Source organism: Oceanospirillum sediminis (assembly GCF_014164585.1).
Lineage (GTDB): Bacteria > Pseudomonadota > Gammaproteobacteria > Pseudomonadales > Halomonadaceae > Oceanospirillum > Oceanospirillum sediminis.
Genome location: NZ_JACJFM010000022.1, coordinates 40461 through 60783, shown reverse-complemented (window position 1 = coordinate 60783; position 20323 = coordinate 40461). Strand labels below are relative to the sequence as shown.

Annotated in this window: 14 protein-coding genes and 1 tRNA gene; 7 read left to right on the top strand and 8 right to left on the bottom strand. The window is 47.9% G+C overall.

Annotation, left to right across the window (positions count from 1 at the left end; genetic code table 11):
* Positions 1-13: 13 nt before the first annotated feature.
* From H4O21_RS15640 to H4O21_RS15615, 6 genes are all read right to left on the bottom strand, one after another.
* Positions 14-661 (bottom strand): trimeric intracellular cation channel family protein, encoded by a 648-nt coding sequence (locus H4O21_RS15640; RefSeq protein WP_220495690.1) that lies wholly within the window; start codon positions 659-661, stop codon positions 14-16.
* A gap of 47 nt (positions 662-708) precedes the next feature.
* The gene (gene ruvC, locus H4O21_RS15635) at positions 709-1248 is read right to left on the bottom strand and encodes a crossover junction endodeoxyribonuclease RuvC (protein WP_182809813.1); all 540 of its coding nucleotides are present in this window, start codon (positions 1246-1248) and stop codon (positions 709-711) included.
* A gap of 189 nt (positions 1249-1437) precedes the next feature.
* A complete protein-coding gene (locus H4O21_RS15630) occupies positions 1438-2181 on the bottom strand; it encodes a YebC/PmpR family DNA-binding transcriptional regulator (protein WP_182809812.1) in 744 nt (247 codons plus the stop codon).
* A gap of 299 nt (positions 2182-2480) precedes the next feature.
* Positions 2481-4262, bottom strand: coding sequence for an aspartate--tRNA ligase (gene aspS / locus H4O21_RS15625; RefSeq protein WP_182809811.1), 1782 nt, complete (start codon positions 4260-4262; stop codon positions 2481-2483).
* Between the two features lie 246 nt (positions 4263-4508).
* Positions 4509-5426 (bottom strand): LysR family transcriptional regulator, encoded by a 918-nt coding sequence (locus tag H4O21_RS15620; protein ID WP_182809810.1) that lies wholly within the window; start codon positions 5424-5426, stop codon positions 4509-4511.
* Positions 5427-5560: 134 nt separating this feature from the next.
* Positions 5561-8209: a bifunctional diguanylate cyclase/phosphodiesterase gene (locus H4O21_RS15615; RefSeq protein ID WP_182809809.1), complete on the bottom strand. Its 2649-nt coding sequence runs from the start codon at positions 8207-8209 to the stop codon at positions 5561-5563.
* Between the two features lie 101 nt (positions 8210-8310).
* On the opposite strand from H4O21_RS15615, the gene H4O21_RS15610 reads away from it, so the two are divergent.
* Complete coding sequence (locus H4O21_RS15610; protein ID WP_220495689.1) at positions 8311-9132, top strand: ABC transporter substrate-binding protein; 822 nt, start codon at positions 8311-8313, stop codon at positions 9130-9132.
* A 92-nt stretch (positions 9133-9224) separates the two neighbouring features.
* Here the strand turns inward: H4O21_RS15610 and H4O21_RS15605 are convergent, their stop codons facing one another.
* Positions 9225-11156, bottom strand: a complete 1932-nt coding sequence (locus tag H4O21_RS15605; RefSeq protein WP_182809808.1) for a B12-binding domain-containing radical SAM protein — start codon at positions 11154-11156, stop codon at positions 9225-9227.
* Positions 11157-11362: 206 nt separating this feature from the next.
* Here H4O21_RS15605 and H4O21_RS15600 point away from each other — a divergent pair.
* From H4O21_RS15600 to H4O21_RS15590, 3 genes are all read left to right on the top strand, one after another.
* Positions 11363-11439: transfer RNA gene (locus H4O21_RS15600), tRNA-Val, on the top strand.
* Positions 11440-11795: 356 nt separating this feature from the next.
* The gene (locus H4O21_RS15595) at positions 11796-12551 is read left to right on the top strand and encodes a substrate-binding periplasmic protein (RefSeq protein WP_182809807.1); all 756 of its coding nucleotides are present in this window, start codon (positions 11796-11798) and stop codon (positions 12549-12551) included.
* A 566-nt stretch (positions 12552-13117) separates the two neighbouring features.
* On the top strand, positions 13118-14194 hold the full coding sequence (locus tag H4O21_RS15590) for a potassium channel family protein (protein WP_182809806.1): 1077 nt from the start codon (positions 13118-13120) through the stop codon (positions 14192-14194).
* Positions 14195-14212: 18 nt separating this feature from the next.
* Here the strand turns inward: H4O21_RS15590 and H4O21_RS15585 are convergent, their stop codons facing one another.
* Positions 14213-15112, bottom strand: coding sequence for a LysR family transcriptional regulator (locus H4O21_RS15585; RefSeq protein ID WP_182809805.1), 900 nt, complete (start codon positions 15110-15112; stop codon positions 14213-14215).
* Between the two features lie 140 nt (positions 15113-15252).
* Between H4O21_RS15585 and hutH the strand changes: the two genes are divergently transcribed.
* The 3 genes from hutH (at position 15253) to hutI (ending at position 20315) form a co-directional block, all read left to right on the top strand.
* Positions 15253-16764 (top strand): histidine ammonia-lyase, encoded by a 1512-nt coding sequence (hutH, locus tag H4O21_RS15580; protein WP_182809804.1) that lies wholly within the window; start codon positions 15253-15255, stop codon positions 16762-16764.
* Between the two features lie 28 nt (positions 16765-16792).
* Positions 16793-18805 (top strand): urocanate hydratase, encoded by a 2013-nt coding sequence (hutU, locus tag H4O21_RS15575; protein ID WP_182809803.1) that lies wholly within the window; start codon positions 16793-16795, stop codon positions 18803-18805.
* A gap of 238 nt (positions 18806-19043) precedes the next feature.
* Positions 19044-20315 (top strand): imidazolonepropionase, encoded by a 1272-nt coding sequence (hutI, locus tag H4O21_RS15570; protein ID WP_182809802.1) that lies wholly within the window; start codon positions 19044-19046, stop codon positions 20313-20315.
* Positions 20316-20323 lie beyond the last annotated feature (8 nt).

Genomic DNA, 20323 nt, shown 5'->3' with positions numbered 1-20323 from the left:
CTGCACCTCTGCCCTACTCTTCTCCTGGTCGCTTACTCAAAAGAAATACGGGCAATTGCAATCCCCAGCGGATTGCTGAAAACCGGATTCCCATCACCACTAGCATCGCAACAATAGCACTGAAGGCTGCAGAACCATCAGGAAAGAACCAGCGTAGATTAACAAATACCAGCGCCCCGGAAAGCGCTGCAGTGGCATAGATCTCTTTCTGGAAAATCACCGGTATCTCATTGGTCAGTACATCCCGGATAACACCGCCAAAAACCCCCGTCATCATCCCCATCGTGATCGCTATTATCGGAGGATGATCCAGATTCAACGCGACCTGAGCGCCAATCACCGTAAACACCCCCAAACCGATGGCATCTGAAAACAGCAGCGCCCGTCGGGGAAAAGTGTAAAAGCGCGCAACAATAAAGGTCAGGATGCAAGTGATCACTATGATCCAGATATAGCAGTGCTCTGCAATCCAGAATACCGGCGCACGCCCTAAGATCAAATCCCGGATAGTACCGCCGCCAATTGAGGTCACAACGCCTACCACGATCATGCCAAACAGATCCAGACGCTTTTCACTGGCTGCCAACACACCGGTAATCGCAAACACGATAGTGCCGAAGATATCCAGATAATAGATAAAGGGGATTTCAAACAGTGCCACGGATGCCACTCTCCTTATGACAAAAAAATAAACGACTCATGGGGTATTCACCGACCGGGTTGCCAGCTACGCCAACTGCTACTTCGACGGCCACTGGAACGACCCGACATCGCCACCAAACCTAAACTGGAATTTGCATGGGTAATTGCAATCGCTAAGGCATCCGCCGCATCGGATTGGGGCAGATCATTAAGCTTCAGGATCGACGCTACCATATGCTGGATCTGCACCTTATCTGCGGAGCCTTTACCCGCGACCGCCTGCTTAACCAGGCGCGCTGCATACTCACTCACCGGTAAACCATGATTCGCCGCTGCAACAATCGCCACACCACGAGCCTGACCCAGCTTTAAGGCAGAGTCTGCATTTTTCGACATAAACACCTGTTCAATGGCAAACTGCTCAGGTCGATACTGAGCGATCACTTCGCTCACCCCGGCATACACCTGCTGCAGCTTATCCGCCAGTGTATCCCCTGTGATGCGGATAAAACCGCTGGCGATATAGTGGATCTTATGTCCTTCCAGTCGAATCACCCCATAACCGGTTTTACGGCTGCCAGGGTCGATACCTAAAATAATGGCCATTTAGCCCTTCTATTTCATGCCTAACCGCATCAGTTAATGAGTATTCTTCACTAAAGCTGCGCAGCTGATAACCAATAACAAGCACATCAAGTGTGCGGATATAACAAGCGCCTAAAACGACACAGGCAGAGCCAAATGACTCTGCCTGTTTTTACCTATTCGCTATAAAGCATCGGATAAAACCGACCGTTATAGCTTTTCCATAATTTCAGCGGAAATTTCAGCATTAGTGTACACGTTCTGTACATCATCCAGATCTTCCAGGTGCTCGACTAACCCCATAATACTGGCCGCACTGTCTTCATCCATAGGCGCCGTGGTTGATGCAATCATGGTCACCTCTCCACCTATTGGCGTTAAATCCGCAGCTTCCAGCGCTGTTTTAACAGTATTTAATTCCGTCCACTCAGTGATCACTTCAACGGAACCGTCATCATGACTGATCACATCTTCAGCACCGGCTTCCAGCGCCACTTCCATCACCGCCTCTTCATCAGCCCCCGCATCAAATACAATCTGACCTTTACGGCTGAACAGATAAGCGACCGAACCATCAGTACCCAGATTACCGCCACGCTTACTAAAGGCATGACGTACCTCTGCTACGGTACGATTGCGGTTATCGGTCATACACTCAACCAATACTGCAACACCGCCCGGACCGTAGCCTTCATAGGTCAACTCATCAACATTGTCGTTGTCGCCCCCACCGGCACCACGCTGAATAGCACGGTCGATAGTATCGCGGGTCATATTAGCGCCCAGCGCTTTATCCACAGCCGCGCGTAAACGCGGATTATCCTCCGGCGCCGGACCACCCTGTTTAGCCGCTACGGTCAGCTCGCGAATCAGCTTGGTAAAGATCTTGCCACGCTTAGCATCCTGTGCTGCTTTACGGTGCTTAATGTTTGCCCATTTACTATGGCCTGCCATGGTAAAACTCCAATTTGTTCTAACGCAATCGCCGACCAACAGAAACAGTCCTATTCGCAGCGATTTACAGCTAAAATATTCTGGTTTTCAAGCCTCTGGAAGACCCGCTGAAGCACATTTGAAAACCTCGCTTTTAGCTCTCAGCTATAACCTGGCTTAAATATCAAAGCCAATTCAACAGGTCACAGATGAGAGATAAAAAGATGGCATCAGAGCTTCCCCCGATGCCATCTTATAGAATCCTAAGAGTCCACAGTTAGCCTCAGAACTTTTTAGCTCTGCGACCAACTCAGAACAAATTAATCTTCAGATTCAGTCGGTGCGATTTTCTGACGCAGACGGATGTTCAGCTCTTTCAGCTGCTCAGCACTTACTTCACCCGGAGCCGCAGTCATCACACAACCTGCACTCTGAGTTTTAGGGAAAGCAATCACTTCACGGATAGACTGAGAATCTGTCATCAGCATCACCAGACGATCCAGACCGAATGCCAGACCACCGTGTGGTGGCGCACCGAACTTCAGCGCGTCCAGCAGGAAGCCGAACTTCTCTTGCTGCTCCTCTTCGCTGATGTTCAGCGTGCGGAATACCGCCTGCTGCATGTTCTGATCATGAATACGGATAGAACCACCACCCAGCTCGGTACCGTTCAGCACGATATCGTAAGCTACAGACAGAGCCGCTTCCGGGTTGGCTTCCAGCTCTTCGGCTGTACATGCAGGAGAAGTGAATGGGTGGTGCAGTGCGGTCAGGCTGCCATCGCTGTTCTCTTCGAACATTGGGAAGTCAACAACCCACAATGGCGCCCACTCGCAAGTATACAGGTTCAGATCTTCACCCAGCTTGCAACGCAGTGCGCCCAACGCTTCGTTTACGATCTTTTCTTTATCCGCACCGAAGAAAATGATGTCGCCGTCCTGTGCATCAACACGATCCAGAACGTCGTCGATCACATTTTCCATAAACTTAACGATTGGTGACTGCAGACCTTCCAGACCCGCAGAGCGATCATTAACTTTAATCCATGCCAGACCTCTCGCACCGTAGATGCCAACAAACTTAGTGTACTCATCAATCTGCTTACGAGACAGAGAAGCACCACCAGGCACACGCAGTGCTGCCACACGGCCTTTAGGATCAGTGGCAGGGCCAGAGAAGACTTTAAAGTCTACCTGAGCCATCAGATCGCCCATGTCAACCATTTCCAGAGGAATACGCAGATCTGGCTTGTCGCTACCGAAGCGGCTCATCGCTTCGGCGTAAGGCATGTGCGGGAAGTCACCCAGATCAACGTCCAGCACTTCCTTGAACAGCTTCTTAGTCATGCCTTCAGCCAGACCCATAATCTCTTCGTCAGTAACAAAAGACGCTTCGATATCGATCTGAGTAAATTCAGGCTGACGGTCTGCACGCAGATCTTCGTCACGGAAACATTTAGCAATCTGGTAGTAACGATCCATACCAGACACCATCAGCAGCTGCTTGAACAGCTGAGGAGACTGTGGCAGTGCGAAGAAGCTACCAGCGTGAGTACGGCTAGGTACCAGGTAGTCACGTGCACCTTCTGGCGTCGCACGAGTCAGAATCGGCGTTTCGATATCCAGGAACCCCTGCTCATCCAGGTAGTTACGGATGGTGTGAGTCATGCGAGAACGGAAACGCAGTTTTTCCAGCATTTCAGGACGACGCAGATCAACGTAGCGATACTTCAGACGTACGTCTTCGCCTACTTTAACGTGCTCATCCAGAGGGAATGGAGGGGTTTCAGAAGCATTCAGTACAGTGACTTCTTTACCCAGTACCTCGATCATACCTGTTGGCATGTTCTCATTAGTGGTGCCTTCAGGGCGTGGGCGAACCAGACCTTTAATTTGCAGCACATATTCACTACGGCTTTTGTCAGCAGTGGCAAATGCTTCTTCGGTATCCGGGTCAACAACAACCTGAGTCAGACCATCGCGGTCACGCAGATCGATAAAAATAACCCCACCGTGGTCACGACGACGGTGTACCCATCCACACAGAGTCACTTCCTGGCCAACATGAGACTCATTCAGTTCGCCGCAATAATGGCTGCGCATAATCTATTCCTGTTTATTCAGTTTTCTGTTCTTTAATCAGCATGGCTCTGAGCCACACAAAACGATTCCTGTTGCCGGTATGAAAGCACAACCGACAGATTCTCTATTTACTGTGCAATATAGACTTTTCTCAGAAAATCAAGCGACTAGCTGTTAAACACCTGATTAAATCCGGATAAAGATGCCTGCACAGGCAAAGCGAAACATTATATACCTGATACGCCCATGACTCCACCGCCAGATAACTCAGCGTATAGGCTGACCGTAACGTTTACAGATCAGCTGCCAGATCTGCTCAACCATGGGCTTTTCCACACCCGCCGAACGATAAACACAGATTTCAAGCGGCACAATCCATTGCTCCGAACCGGCAGGCACCATGATGCCTTGCTCCAGCTCATTGCGAATCGTCACTTCCGGTAACCAGGCCACCCCCTCTCCCGCCATCACCATCTCTTTCAGGCCCTGAGCCATTGCCGTTTCATAAACCTTATCCAGCCGAACATCCGATGTCTGATTTCTTATCCGCTCACGCACCGCCTGCCCCAGCATGGCTTCAGCGGTATAGGCCAGATAAGGCACCTGTTGATCAATATCCAGTCGATAAATAGCCTGACCATGACGCGTGGCTTTAGTCACCGGCATTAAACGCGTCCAGCCTAACTGGCATCCGGGAAACAGACTTTCATCCAGGCGAATCCAGGATTGGGGATCGTGATAGGCCAGCAAGAAGTCACACTCCCCTTTTCTCAGTGCATTCAGCCCGACATCCACATTAGCGGCTTCAGTACGGGCCATAAATCCGGGTTCCTGCTGACGAATCCACTGGATCAACTCAGGCATGAGAGTAAAGGATAGCGAATGTGCAGCACAGAAGTTCACTCGGGTCAGATAATCCGTACCCAGAGACAACTGCTTCATAGCACCTTGCAGCTGAGTCAGTACTTTACGAGCGACAGGCAGAAACTGTCGTCCGGCCTCACTCAGCCTCACCGGCTGAGCATCACGATCAAACAGTTTCGTTCCTACAGCCTGCTCAAGGGTTTTAATGCGGCGACTGAAGGCGGGTTGAGTCACATGACGTAACTGAGCCGCACGGGAAAAGCTCTGGCTCTGAGCCAGGGCGATAAAATCTTCCAGCCATTTCGTTTCTATATTCTGCATTACGCCTCCAATCCGGGAGGCATATTGGATGCAGTTCTGCTGAAAAATTCAACCTTTGTATAACAAGTTTTTAGCATTTAGAACAACAAGCTGCCTTTTCAGCAAAAACTATCTTATTTGCCAGATTTTCACTACTAATCCAGTGTTTCCGGTAGCAATGAATAACTCTGCATATTCTTATCCTCTACATAACACTCGAACTCTTCCGCTGTGAGAGGTCGAGCAAACAAATACCCCTGAATCGTCTCGCAGCCTGCCTCTCTCAGGAATTCGAGCTGATGCTCACTATCCACACCTTCCGCAACCACACGTAATTTAAGGCTATGGGCCAGAGCAATGGTCGCTTCCACAATGCGCTCATCAGAGGCATTTTCACCAATACCAATCACAAAACTACGATCAATTTTCAGATAATCCGCATCAATCGCTTTAAGATAGCTCAGAGATGAATACCCGGTACCAAAATCATCAATAGCCAGAGTCAATCCGGCCTGCTTCAGTTTTTTCAGATTGTCACTGACCAGCTCAGAGTCTGCCATCAGCGTTGTTTCTGTAATTTCCACCGAGATCTGATTCACCGGAATACGGAAACGCTGCATCAGCTCAGACAGATGAGCCGCCAGATCTTCTCTGGCCAGCTGAACCGCCGAAACATTCATCGATATACAGCCAAAAGGCAACTTCTTACGATTCCATGCCGCCATCTGCCTGAACATACTTTCCATCAGCCAGTTACTGACTTCCATTATCAGCCCGGTCTCTTCTGCCAGACCGATAAACTCTGCCGGAGAGATCCACTCACCACTTTCTGTTTCCCAGCGCAATAACACCTCTGCACCGGTAACCAGACCTGTCTGCGCACAAACCTGCGGCTGATAACGCAGACTAAGTTCTTTGTCACTCTGAACCGCCTGTTCAAGTTGCTGCTGCAGGAAAACCCGACGCTGCATCAGAGTATCCATAGACTCATCAAAGAAACGATAGGTGTTTTTACCCTCATGCTTCGCCCGATACATTGCCATGTCGGCCTGCCTCAGCATCTGAGATGCATCCAGTCTCCGGGTTGTCCCTTCGGCAATGCCCAGGCTACAAGTGACAGAAAAACTGGCATCCTTGTATACAAAAGGGCGAGCAACGGTATCAATAATCTGCTGCGCCAGAACAGACAAACGAGAGTGACTAATCCTGCCTGTTACCAGCACAGCAAACTCATCTCCCCCTAAACGAGCCAGCAGATAGTCTTCCTGCAGGATCTCTGTCAATTTATCGGTGGTCGAGGTCAGCAAGTCATCTCCGGCTTCATGCCCCATAGTGTCATTAATTTCTTTAAAGCGATCCAGATCAATAAACATAATCGCCAGAGGCTGTACCTGCTCAGACATAAAGCAATCATAAATTTTCTGTTCAAAATAACGACGATTCGGCAATCCGGTTAAAGGATCATGCTCAGCAAGATACAGGGCCCTTTGTTCCGCCTGTTTTCTTGCCGTGACATCCTCATGCACCGCAACAAAATGCTCAATATCACCACCGGCATTACGAATGGGCGTAATAGTCTGCTCAACAATTAAAGCATGCCCCTGTTTATGACGGTTGACTAACTCACCTCGCCAGCTGTCCCCATTCAGCACCTGTTGCCATAAACGGGCAAAAAACGCTTTGCTGTGCTGCCCCGAATTAAGGATTCTGGGGTTCTGTTGATACACCTCATGCACTTCATAGCCAGTCAAACGCAGAAAAGCATCATTAACCCAATGGATATGCCCCTCTTTATCGGTAATAAACACCGCATTGGCTGCACTTCGGATAGCCGCACTTAACAGGCGATTATCATCCTCTGAGCGAGCACGCCGCTCCAGCAGAATCAATACCAGCAGCGCTACAACCAGGATCATGGCCGTCAGCACTATCATCATAATCGACAACATACGCTCGTCATGCTTCCAGGCCTGCAGGGCTACACTTTCAAGGGATTCAATGGTAATAATCAGGGGTAAAACAGACGTTGAACGATAACTGATCAGTACTCCCTGCTCCTGCCCGGAATGAAGACGATAACTGCCCCACGCCTGCTTTTTCACCAGTGACAACAGATAATCCCCGGACTTTTGCTCTGTATCTGCAATCAGTACCTCGCCATCATAACGATATAAACTCACTCTGGCGTTCTGTTCTTTAACGACGGATTGAAACAGACCAACAAAATACTGGGGATTGAGAGATGCAATCAGCACTCCGGACAGACGACCATCAGCGTCACGTACGGCCTGACAAAAAGGAATATGCTGATGGGGGGTACGTCCAGCAAAAGGGTCTCCGGGAAATCGTCCGGCAACAGGAGCATCAACCCATGATTCCATCAGAGCATCTCCGGATAGCACACCCAGACAAGAGTAATTCAACTGATGCGTTGTGGCCGTATTCGACGAAACCTGTAACAAGCCGTTTCCATCGACGTAATCAATCGCTCTTAGCTGGGGCGAGGTTCTGAGCTGCTCACGTAATAACTGAGATAAACTTTCCTGATGAACAGAACTGACCTGCTCTGACAAAGCCAGCAAGGATGCATTAACAGACTGAAACGAGCGCACTACGCTATCTTCAAGAGCATGTAAAAGTACACCATTACGATGCACCTGTTCATCCAGGCTACGCTGCAACCCTTTTACCAGGGTATGCTGTAAAATACCCCAGAACATAAGTAGAACGGACAGGGTAATCAGCCAGACCCATCTCTGGTTTTTTATTGCCTGCCATAGAAAACTTTGCCAATTCTTTAACACAGATCAATCCGAACACACACTAAAAAAAATAGAATCTTACATAAGATGACAGATAACGTCTCATTAAATATTCATATCCGTTGCTCTGGGGCAGATTTATTATGCTGAAAAAAACGCTGGTTATGGTACTTTCACTCTGTACCGCATCAATTATGGCCGCAAACGCTCTGGCGACCGGGATTTCGGAGGAAAATTCCTCAGACCGTCTACAGCAAATAGCTGCACAAAAAAGACTCAGAGTATGCATCTGGCCAGACTATTTCTCCATATCTTACAAGAACCGTAAAACCGGCGAGCTAGAAGGTATTGATATTGACCTGGCCAGAGAGTTTGCTTCTGATCTTGGTGTTGAAGTCAGCTTTGTAAACACCCACTTCGGCATATTCATGAACGATCTGGAATCCGACAAATGTGACATTGCCATGTTTGGCGTTGGCCGGACTCAGGCAAGAATGCAACGTATCGACTTCAGCCAGCCCTACCTGAGCAGTGGTATGTATGGCATCACCCATAAAACCCACCCAATCATTGATAGCTGGGAAACGATGGATCAGCCTGGTGTTATTGTCAGCGTACAGAAAGGCACCTACATGGAAAATGCCATGAAAAACTCGCTGAAGCAAGCACATATCGCAACAGTGATCAAACCAGGTCAGCGAGAAATCGAAGTACGTTCAGGCCGGGCTGATGTATTTATCACCGACTATCCATATGGCCAGAAGATGATCAAAAACTACGACTGGGCAAAACTGCTGACACCAGTGAAAGCCACTGACCAGTTCCAGTATGCCTACGCAGTTAAAAAAGATCAGCCACAATGGCTGAAGCGTGTTGATCAGTTCGTCGCTGATATTAAAAAGGATGGTCGCCTGAAGCAGTACGCCAGCAAAAATAATCTGCTGCCTATCGCTTTACATGACTAACGGCATTGAACGAATTTTCCGCTTCAGATCAGTGTCGGATAGCGCTTCGTTTATCCGACCTGATCCGGCGGGAGAGTTGTCATAGACAAACATTACTGACTGGTAATCAGCCCGGTAATAGCTTTATGCACAAAATCCGGTTTCACTGCCGAAGCAGGTATATCCATCTCATCAAACCAGAATTGCAGCGGCTGATCATAGCCCACGCCATGCATGTAATTATACAGCGCCTTACGCAATCCCCGGCCTAACATGTCATGGTCGGTCTGTACCGGATCATAAAACTCCACATCATTTTCAGCAAACAGCGGCTCTGGTCCGGGACGTAATTCGATACCATATTCATCAGGATACATACCAATCGGGCTATGAACGGTGGCTGCAAACCGGTGCCAGTAGGCAGACTGAAAGCACCCCGCGGCCATCAACTGTCGCACCCGCTCCAGTGAATCGATCGTTTCCTTCGTTGTCTGTGTCGGAAAACCATACATCAGATAAGCATGCACCAGAATACCGGCATCCGAGAACGCTTTTGTCACCCGGGCGACCTGCTCAACACTGACCCCTTTTTTCATCAGTTTCAGTAAGCGATCTGACGCCACTTCCAGACCACCACTAACGGCCACACACCCTGAATCAGCCAGCAACTGGCATTTCTCCGGCGTAAAAGTCTTTTCAAAACGGATATTCCCCCACCAGCTGATAATCACATCCCGTTCGATCAGCTTACGGGCCAGTGCAAAAAGTGCTTTTGGTGGGGCAGCCTCATCAACAAAATGGAAACCTGTCTGCCCGGTCTCCTCTATTAACTGCTCAATGCGATCTACCAGAATATCCGCTCCGGCTTCATCATAACGATCAATATAATCCAGAGAGATATCGCAGAAACTGCACTTCCTCCAGTAGCAACCGTGAGCAATAGTCAGCTTATTCCAGCGGCCATCACTCCAGATCCGATGCATAGGATTCAGCATCTCACACAGTGACAGATAATCATCCAGAGGCAGGCCATCATAGACAGGTGTGCCGACATCAATCTGCGGTATATCATGTAATTCCGGGTTTTCATTCAGATGAACACAAGGCTGGCCTGTTGCATCATCAGCCAGGAAATAAGTCCGGAATAACTCATCGGCATCACGCTGCCCCTGCAGATACTCCAACAGTGTTAATAAAGGTCGTTCACCATCATCCAGGCAGATAAAATCGACAAATTCAAACACACGCGGGTCTTTTAATGCCCGAAGCTCAGTATTAACAAAACCACCGCCCATAATAATCGGCATATCCGGTCTTAACTGACGACAGGCTTCAGCAATACGCAGCGCACCCAGCATATTGCCTGGGAAAGGCACCGTTAAACCGACAATATCCGGATTTTCTTCTTCTAAATATTGCTCGACCAGCTGCTCAAGTACTTCTGAAGTAAACGAGTGTCCCTCACTGATTACATTATATAAGTCATCAAAATAAGGGTTTGCCGCTGCCAGGCGCTCACCATAGCGACTGACCTCAAAATAAGGATCAACACCCTGAGTGATTACCGCAGATAGATCATTGATAAATAAAGTAGCCAGATACTTAGCTTTATCCTGAACACCCAGATCGCCAAAGGCCTTTTTCAGCACATCACCCGATACCTGTTCCATCTGACTCAGCACATCAAATGCAGGCCCTTCAGGCAAAAAACGGCGAGAATTTATACGCAACGCCAGACCAGGATCCTTCCCCTGCAGAAAACGGATCACAGGCTCAACACAACTGAAATAGCGCTCAGACTCTGCCAGAAAGAAATGAATCACATCCGGCAGCTCATCATCAGCAAAATGCTCGAAGTTCTCTTCGACAACACTGCGAATTACTTCCAGGCCATTGCGGGTCATCATCTCCAGAAACAGATCAATGGCCGGGTCTCTTTGCACCGCCTGATATCCCTGATGACGCAGGAATCCTGTCAGATAAGCCGTCGCCGGATAAGGCGTATTCAGCTGTGTCATAGGTGGAGTCATCAGAAGTATTTTCATAGCAGGCATCAACGGTCGTAAAGGTGAAAGACATCATTATAAAAGCGGCCGCTAGTGTACCAGAAGCCCTTTGATAAACCAGAATGCCAATACCTCTATGAACCACTCAAAATATCTCTGAATTTAACAGCTCAGAAAAAAATCTGTTTTTTTGAACATTAACCCTTGTAAAACATTAAGTTATCAATATAATACGCAGCCATCAGAGACGTGTAGCTCAGTTGGTTAGAGCACCACCTTGACATGGTGGGGGTCGTTGGTTCGAATCCGATCACGTCTACCATATTCAAAAGCCCGCAATTCATCAGGTTGCGGGCTTTTTTGTTACTGCAAATTAATTCATAAATCAGCCTATTCAGAAACCCCTGCTTTAATCTCCACTTCTAAAGGGTAGCCGTTGGGCTCTGCATGAATTCAGACTTTGTCTGAGCACTTCGTTTACGGACTGATGACCGGATCATGTTCTGGTTACGAAAAACAGATTAATTAAACTTCTACAGAGAAAATGATCAGCTGCTATCCTTAGTTCATTGCCATTCACAGACAATTAATGGAACCATAGTTTCTCTGCAAAAATAATCGACATCTCCAGTCAACAACTGGCCTCATATCGAAAATACTTTTGTTCAGGTCCATATCATGTGGAAAAAATTGCTGTTGATACTATTCATTTTGAGTGTCAGGGCTAATGCCTCAACAGTTACGCTGGTATCATCAGACTGGCCACCCTATACCGGCCCGAACCTTAAGAATAACGGCTTTACGGCAGAAATTATTAAACAGGCACTGGCTTACTCAGGCATAACAAGCCATTTCATTTATATGCCGTGGAAACGAGCAATGGAAAGTGCACGAGCCGGAGAGGTTGACGCCCTGTACTCTGCTTATTACTCCTATGAAAGAGCGGCCAGTTATCTGCTGACAGAACCCTATATATCCAGTGAACTGATGTTTGCAGTCCATAAAGACAGCGCCTTATCCGGATATAATGAACTGGCTGATTTAGTTCAATATCGCATCGGTGTAGTAAGGGGCTACGTAAACAATCAGGAATTTGATCAGGCGGACTACCTGAATAAAGAAGAAGTGACCAATGATCAACTGAATTTAAAGAAATTAATGGGAAGGCGGGTCGATCTGATCGTTATAGATAAATACGTTGCCCTGCACCTGTTAAGCTCAATGAATTATCCGGAAAACAGCATACGCTTTCTGGATAAACCACTGGACATGAAGCCGGTTTATGTCATGTTCTCACGGGAGAACATCCAGAGTCCTGCCAGAGTAGAAGCATTTAATCGAGGACTACAGGCCATTAAAGCAGCCGGGATCTATCAGAAGATATTGAAAATGTATGGTTTTTCAGTACAGCCTGAAGCAGTCGATAATCACTAAAAAATTCCGGTAGATATCTACAACCAGAATCAAAGACAGTTTACCTGATATCAAGCCTGAGCTTTGACTTTACTCACCAATCTGATAATTTGCAGATGTCTCAAAAATAGCTCTGATTAACTCTCGTTGATCGGCACTATCATCAACGATCAGAACGACAACGACATTTTTATTCATACCATCACCTCAGAAAGCCAGAACCAGAAGCATGGCAGCCTGATAAGCCCCTCCACAAGTTAGCTAAAAATATAATATTGGATCAGGTAATATAGCTATACCCTTAAGCTATAGAAATTAATCATCGGATAAGCTTTTTTCAAAAAATCTGAAACAGATCCTGAACGGAAGTGAGATCTGCACGATCGGCATCAGCTATGGAATGGCAACAATCTGGCAACTTTTTATAGGTGAATAGCATAACTCTGAGAGCTTCAGACATGCCCCTGAAAAATAAAAAACTGGACATTTATAACCTACTGAGTCTTTATGAAGTGAAAGCATTCACAGTGTCTGCACAACCTCTGACCTGATGCTTTTATGACAAACAAGAGGAGCCAGAATACCTGATGCCCGTTTTACGACAACTCTATCAGCAACTTGTATACCAGATACAGATACTGTCTCCGATGGTATTTATTGGCTTTGTTCTGCTGCATTATTTGATTTGCTGGACAGGGCTTTCATTGGCAGGTGAAGAAGCACTGACTGACATCGTCAATTTTATTTACTTTTGTTCCGTCGTTGGCAGCACGGTAGGGTTTGGAGATCTGTCGCCTTCAGGTGATGCTGGTAAGTTGTTTCTGACATTTTATATGATTCCGGCAACCATCATTCTTTATGCTGCCGGGTTAACCAAAATAGCATGGATTTTCCAGACAATGAGAGAAATGAATATCAAAGGGCAGCGAGATTTTTCTGACTACAATGATCATGTCATTCTCTTCGGCTGGCAGCCTGTTATCGGCAAGAAAACCATAGAATGCATCCTGAAAGACAAAAAACGCGCTAATAGTAAAATTATTATCTGCACCACAGATGACCAGCAGACTCATCCTATGCTGGAGCATCCTGATGTCCGCTTTGCCTGTGTTTCCAGCTACACCGATGATCAGGAACTGGAGCGTATCGCCCTGGCCAGAGCCAATCGGGTAATGATCCATGCCCTGAATGATCAGGATACTATTACCATCGCACTTAAAGTTTCACCATTGGTCAGAACCAGCTGCCACGTTGTCGCCTTCTTCAATGATGAAAGCGCATCCCGGTTGCTGGATAACCATTGCCGGAATATCGAGTGCTTTTCTGACAGGACAGCCGAGCAACTCGCCCGTTCAGTGCAGGACCCGGGAGCATCAAGAGGTATCAACCAGCTGCTTGATCCTGGCAAAGGCGCAACCCATTATTGCCTGTTAATACCTGAATCAGCTCCGGTTATGAAAGTGATTAATCTCAGACTGGCTCTGATGCTGGATTATAACGCCACGTTATACGGTATATCTGAGCGAAAAACCGGTGACGACCTGCGATTAAACCCGGATAAAGACACGACCATCACAGCGGGTACATACATCCACTATATCGCTCAGGAGAGATTATTAGCTGAAGATATTGACTGGGATAAAGCGGCTCGCTGGCAGTTATGAGCGCTGAGCAGGCTCTGATTACAAATTAACATGACAGCGTTTTAATTCATTAATCAACTCTTTGATGAGTGGAGTTAAAACCGCATTCTTCAGCGTTATTAGCATCACAGGAATCTCGTAATGATACTGTTCTGGCAAAATCGCTTTTAGCTGGCCCTTTTCAACCCATTGGTTGGCATAATGCTCTGGCAGATACCCAATAAACCGGCCAGACAGCACCATATGTGCAATGCCCTGGTCATGGTATGCCGTGGCAGTATTCTGGTAATTTAACCCGTCATTTCTGGTTTCTTTATCTCTCTGATAGTGGCTGGTCACGATTTCAGCTTCCTGTAACAGCGTTTCACGGGCATCATCGCTACAATCAAACAACGGGTGGCCTGTCGAGCAATACAGATAGTTCACTTCGTCATGTAAAGGATAATAATCCAGTCCACGAATATGATGACGGCTCACACCCAATCCCACCATAGAACGACCACTGATAACCGATGTTTCGACCTCTCTTGCTTCACACACGTTGATTTCAAACTGAATTGAATCGCTTTTATCTCTGAGTGCTGCGATCGCTTTTGATATTCCACAGCGCGGATCGTTAACCAGATTATCAATGGTGGCGATGGTGACACGGCCCGTCAGCTCATCTTTGGAGCTGGCAACGGTCGCCGCAAAGGCTTCACACTGTCTGAGTAGCTCTAAACTGGCCTGATAGGTTACACGTCCGGGCTCAGTGATCTCAAAGCCGCTTCGTCCACGCTTGCATAACGTCAGGCCCAGTCTGATCTCCAGATCTGACAGATGGGAGCTGATGGTTGAACGACCGATGTTTAACCTGGATTCCGCGGCTGACAAGCCGCCGGATTCAACAATCGCAACAAAGATTCTCAACAGTTTTAAGTCAACATCATGGATCTGCATATAAGAATTTCTCCGTCAGCGATTCAGCTTAATTTATGTTTGATAAAACCGGAATAACGTACTGATATTCTTTATCTATAAAACATAAGTTGCAAGATATACTTCTGCCAGCAGCTACATTTTCACCGGAGAACGATAAAATGACGTTTAAATACGGGATAGATACACTCAATGTTGAGTTGGTTAACGGCATCGCCAATGGCTCTGTTGAAACTGAGCTTTGTCAGGAAGCAAAAGACAAAATCAACACCAGCCGTAAAAACGTTGAGCATATGGCAAGCTCAGATTCTGCGGTATATGGCATTAATACCGGTTTTGGCCCCCTGTGTGATACCCAGATCTCCCCAGCTGAGACCAATCTGTTACAAAAAAACCTGCTAATCACCCATGCGGTTGGCGTAGGTAACCCCATCAATAAGTCAATCTCTAAGCTGATGCTGATTACCAAAATTCATGCATTAAGTCAGGGATTTTCGGGTATTCGTCTTGAAGTCGTTGAGAGAATGCTCAAGTTTTTAGAGCTGGATCTGATTCCTGTCGTACCGGAGCAAGGTTCTGTGGGAGCTTCGGGGGATTTAGCACCACTTTCACATCTGTTTTTACCGTTAATTGGTGAAGGTGAGTTCTGGCAGGGTTCTGAAACCGTACCGGCTATCTCTCTGTTAGAAGCTCATAACCTGGCACCGATGGAGCTTGAAGCCAAAGAAGGTCTGGCGCTGATTAACGGCACCCAGTTTATCCTGTCTCATGCCATCACCGCTCTGGTTAAAATGCGCTACCTGCTGGATTTAGCCGATTTAGCCGGCGCTATGAGTATTGAGGGTATGCAGGGCAGTTCTTCACCGTTCAGAGCGGAACTGCACCAGACCCGACCATTTCCGGGCTGCGTCGAAGTGGCCGCCCGAATGCGGGCATTTTTTGATGGTTCGCAGAATATGGCATCCCATACCAACTGTGATCGCGTACAGGACCCGTACTCACTGCGTTGTATTCCCCAGGTGCACGGTGCATCCCGAAATGCCTATAAGCACCTGAAAGAGTTAGCTGAGATCGAAATGAACTCAGTGACGGATAACCCCATTGTGATCAGTCAGGAAGAAGCCATTTCCGGCGGTAGTTTCCACGGTCAACCTCTGGCGATGGCGTTGGACTACGTGTCTATCGCAGCGGCTGAGCTGGGTAATATTGCTGATCGTCGTTGTTATTTACTGCTTGAAGGGATGCACGGTCTGCCAAGAATGTTAACCGAATCAGGCGGTTTAAACTCTGGCCTGATGATTCCTCAATACGCCACGGCAGCCCTGGTGACTGAAAACAAATCACTGTGTTTCCCACCTTCAGCTGACAGCGTGCCGACATCAATGGGGCAGGAAGATCATGTCTCTATGGGCAGTATTTCGGGCCGTAAACTCAACCAGATCCTCGGTAATCTGGACAAAATTCTGGCCATTGAACTGATGTATGCCGCCCAGGCGATCGATTTCAGACGCCCTAATAAGTGCTCAGAGAAAATCGAGCACAACCATCAGATTATCCGTAGCAAAGTTGCCAAATTAGAAGAAGACCGACTGTTAAAACCTGACATCGACGCCATGATCAAGCTGGTTCAGACACAGGCGTTCTGTGTTGATTCATCTGTAGACCACGCATAAACCGGGAAAACATAAGGAGACGCTGACAATGAATGATATCCATCTTTTTCAACAAACAATTAAGCAAGGCATCCCTGCGAGTTTACCCGCTGCAAAGCCGTACCCGGAAAACGCCAACCGGGCACCGAAACGAAAAGATATTTTAAGTCCGGAAGAAAAACAGCTGGCCGTGCGTAATGCGCTGCGTTACTTCCCGAAAGAGTGGCATGCTGAGCTGGCGCCTGAGTTCGCGAAAGAGCTGAACGACTATGGCCGGATCTATATGTACCGCTTCAAGCCTGAGCACACCTTAAAAGCGCGCTCAATCGAGGATTATCCGGCTAAGTGCCAGCAGGCTGCTGCGATCATGCTGATGATCGACAACAACTTAGATCCTGCGGTGGCTCAGCACCCGGAAGAACTGATCACCTATGGCGGCAATGGCGCGGTATTCCAGAACTGGGCGCAGTATCTTCTGACGATGAAATACCTGAGTGAGATGGAATCGGATCAGACGCTGCACATGTATTCCGGTCACCCGATGGGTCTGTTCCCTTCTTCTGAAGAAGCACCAAGAGTCGTTGTGACGAACGGCATGATGATCCCGAACTACTCCAAACCGGATGATTGGGAAAAATTCAATGCTCTGGGTGTGACCCAATACGGCCAGATGACCGCCGGATCCTTTATGTACATTGGCCCGCAGGGCATTGTTCACGGTACAACGATTACGGTGATGAATGCCTTCCGAAAAGTACTGAATAAAGGCGAAAGCCCGAAAGGTAAGATCTTCTTAACCGCAGGTCTGGGCGGTATGAGTGGTGCTCAGCCTAAAGCGGGCAACATTGCTGACTGTATTACTGTCTGTGCAGAGGTGAACCCTAAAGCGGCGATCAAACGTCATGAGCAGGGCTGGGTAGACGAACTGGTTGATAATATGCCGGATCTGGTTGCCCGTGTTCGCAAAGCACAGGAAAACGAAGAAGTTGTCTCCATAGCCTTTATTGGTAACGTCGTCGACGTTTGGGAAAGCTTCCTGGCTGAAGATATCTTCGTTCATTTAGGTTCTGACCAGACATCACTGCATAACCCCTGGTCCGGTGGTTACTACCCGGTAGACATCAGCTATGAAGAGTCAAACCGACTGATTCGTGAAGAACCGGAAGTCTTTAAAGAAAAAGTACAGGCCACACTGAAACGCCACGCCGATGCGGTCAATAAACACACCGCTAAGGGCACGTATTTCTTTGATTACGGAAATGCCTTCTTGCTTGAAGCATCACGGGCGGGTGGTGATGTGATGGCTGAAAACGGTATCGACTTCAAGTATCCGTCTTATGTTCAGGATATTCTGGGGCCGATGTGTTTTGACTACGGTTTTGGTCCATTCCGCTGGGTTTGTACTTCAGGGAATCCGGATGACCTGGATAAAACGGATGAGATTGCCGCTAAGGTACTGGAATGCATTATGCGGGATTCTCCGGAAGAGATTCAGCAGCAGATGCAGGACAACATCACCTGGATCAATGACGCGAAACAGAACAAACTCGTTGTCGGCTCACAGGCACGTATCTTATATGCGGATGCACAGGGCCGGGCGGAGATTGCTAAAGCGTTTAATGATGCCATTAACGCCGGCGAGATTGGCCCAGTGGTATTAGGTCGTGATCATCATGATGTCAGTGGTACCGATTCCCCTTACCGTGAAACCTCAAATATCTATGATGGCAGTCGTTTTACAGCGGATATGGCGATTCATAACGTGATTGGTGATGGCTTCCGGGGCGCGACCTGGGTCTCTATTCACAATGGCGGTGGCGTTGGTTGGGGTGAAGTGATCAACGGCGGTTTTGGTATGCTGCTGGACGGTTCTGAGGCCTCTGAGCGTCGACTGAAAAATATGCTGTTCTTTGACGTAAACAACGGCATTGCACGACGCAGCTGGGCCCGGAACACAGAAGCCAACTTCGCCATTAAGCGCGAAATGGAACGCACGCCTAAACTTAAAGTGACTCTGGCAAACCAGGTTGATGATGGCTTGCTTGAAGGTTTGAAGTTTTAAACCTCTGATAGACAGTATCAGAATGCCATCCGTTGCGCGGATGGCATTCTGAATCAGCATCACCTGCAAACCAGAACATCCTCACTCTGTAGCCTGATCAGAACTCGTCCCCAGTGTCTCATCCTTTAAACTTGCATGGACGTTTATACATACAGTCCTGTGAAAAATTTTGTGCCTTGCAGACAATGATCAGGCTTTCAAAGATATATTCAAAAAGCGATAATAAAGAGATTGCCTCATGACAATATCGGATACCGTGGTTAATCAAAACAATACCGGCTCTCATCGTTGCGACCTGTTAATACACAATGTGTCTTTAGCGACCATGAATTACGACATTTCAGGCTCAGCATCGCACTATGGTCAGATAGAGAATGGTATGCTGGCTGTCACCGCAGGGCGTATCAGCTGGGTCGGGAAAGCAGCAGAAGCCCCGGAATTTGAAGCCGTTGAACGTATGGATGGTCAAGGGGGCTGGCTGACCCCAGGACTGATTGATTGCCATACTCATCTGGTGTATGGCGGCAGTCGTGCCCGTGAATTCGAATGGCGATTACAGGGCGTATCTTATGAGGAGATCGCCCGTAAAGGTGGCGGCATTGTCAGTACGGTGACCGCCACCAGAGCGGCTTCTGACGAAGAACTGTTTGCTTCAGGCCTGAAGCGTTTGCAGCGCCTTATGGCTGAAGGCGTGACAACGGTTGAGATCAAATCTGGATATGGCCTTGATACAGAAACTGAGCTGAGAATGCTGAGAGTGGCCGGCCAGCTGGCGGAGCATACAGGATTGACAATCAAACGGACGTTCCTGGGTGCTCATGCGGTTCCAGCAGAGTACAAACATGATCCGGATGCCTATCTGGATATTGTGATCAATGAAATGTTGCCCTTAGTAGCAGAGCAGAAACTGGCGGATGCTGTGGATGTGTTCTGTGAAGGCATTGGCTTTTCACCAGAGCAAACCCGGCGTTTATTCGAAGCCGCAGTAAAACACGGTTTACCGGTTAAAGGCCATGTTGAGCAGCTCAGTGATCTCAAAGGGGCGGTACTGGCGGCAGAGTTTAACGCCTTGTCAGTCGATCACCTGGAATACCTGGCTGAAGAAGATCTGCCGGTATTAAAGCATGCCGGAACCGTTGCGGTGATGCTGCCGGGAGCCTTTTATTGCCTGAAAGAGACAAAACTGCCACCGATAAAAGCTTTATTTGAACATAATATTCCAGTGGCGGTCTCTACTGATCTGAACCCCGGTACATCACCGATTGCTTCCTTACTGCTGGCAATGAACCAGAGCTGTGTGTTATTTGGTATGACACCGGAACAGGCACTGGCTGGCACCACCTGTCATGGCGCCAAGGCACTGGGATTAGGAAATAGCAAAGGTGTGCTAAAAGCGGGTTATGATGCTGATCTGGTGTTATGGCCAGTCGAGCATCCCAGTGAGCTCAGCTATGGTATTAATATGCACCGTCCGTCAAAAATATGGCTGGCGGGGCAAGAAACAGAATGAAATGGAGT

Excerpts from the sequence above, each read along its gene's own strand:
- ruvC (WP_182809813.1), bottom strand. The coding sequence starts at position 1,248 with ATGGCCATTATTTTAGGTATCGACCCTGGCAGCCGTAAAACCGGTTAT.
- H4O21_RS15630 (WP_182809812.1), bottom strand. The coding sequence starts at position 2,181 with ATGGCAGGCCATAGTAAATGGGCAAACATTAAGCACCGTAAAGCAGCA.
- aspS (WP_182809811.1), bottom strand. The coding sequence starts at position 4,262 with ATGCGCAGCCATTATTGCGGCGAACTGAATGAGTCTCATGTTGGCCAG.
- H4O21_RS15620 (WP_182809810.1), bottom strand. The coding sequence starts at position 5,426 with ATGCAGAATATAGAAACGAAATGGCTGGAAGATTTTATCGCCCTGGCT.
- H4O21_RS15610 (WP_220495689.1), top strand. The coding sequence starts at position 8,311 with ATGCTGAAAAAAACGCTGGTTATGGTACTTTCACTCTGTACCGCATCA.
- H4O21_RS15605 (WP_182809808.1), bottom strand. The coding sequence starts at position 11,156 with ATGAAAATACTTCTGATGACTCCACCTATGACACAGCTGAATACGCCT.
- H4O21_RS15595 (WP_182809807.1), top strand. The coding sequence starts at position 11,796 with ATGTGGAAAAAATTGCTGTTGATACTATTCATTTTGAGTGTCAGGGCT.
- H4O21_RS15590 (WP_182809806.1), top strand. The coding sequence starts at position 13,118 with ATGCCCGTTTTACGACAACTCTATCAGCAACTTGTATACCAGATACAG.
- H4O21_RS15585 (WP_182809805.1), bottom strand. The coding sequence starts at position 15,112 with ATGCAGATCCATGATGTTGACTTAAAACTGTTGAGAATCTTTGTTGCG.
- hutH (WP_182809804.1), top strand. The coding sequence starts at position 15,253 with ATGACGTTTAAATACGGGATAGATACACTCAATGTTGAGTTGGTTAAC.
- hutU (WP_182809803.1), top strand. The coding sequence starts at position 16,793 with ATGAATGATATCCATCTTTTTCAACAAACAATTAAGCAAGGCATCCCT.
- hutI (WP_182809802.1), top strand. The coding sequence starts at position 19,044 with ATGACAATATCGGATACCGTGGTTAATCAAAACAATACCGGCTCTCAT.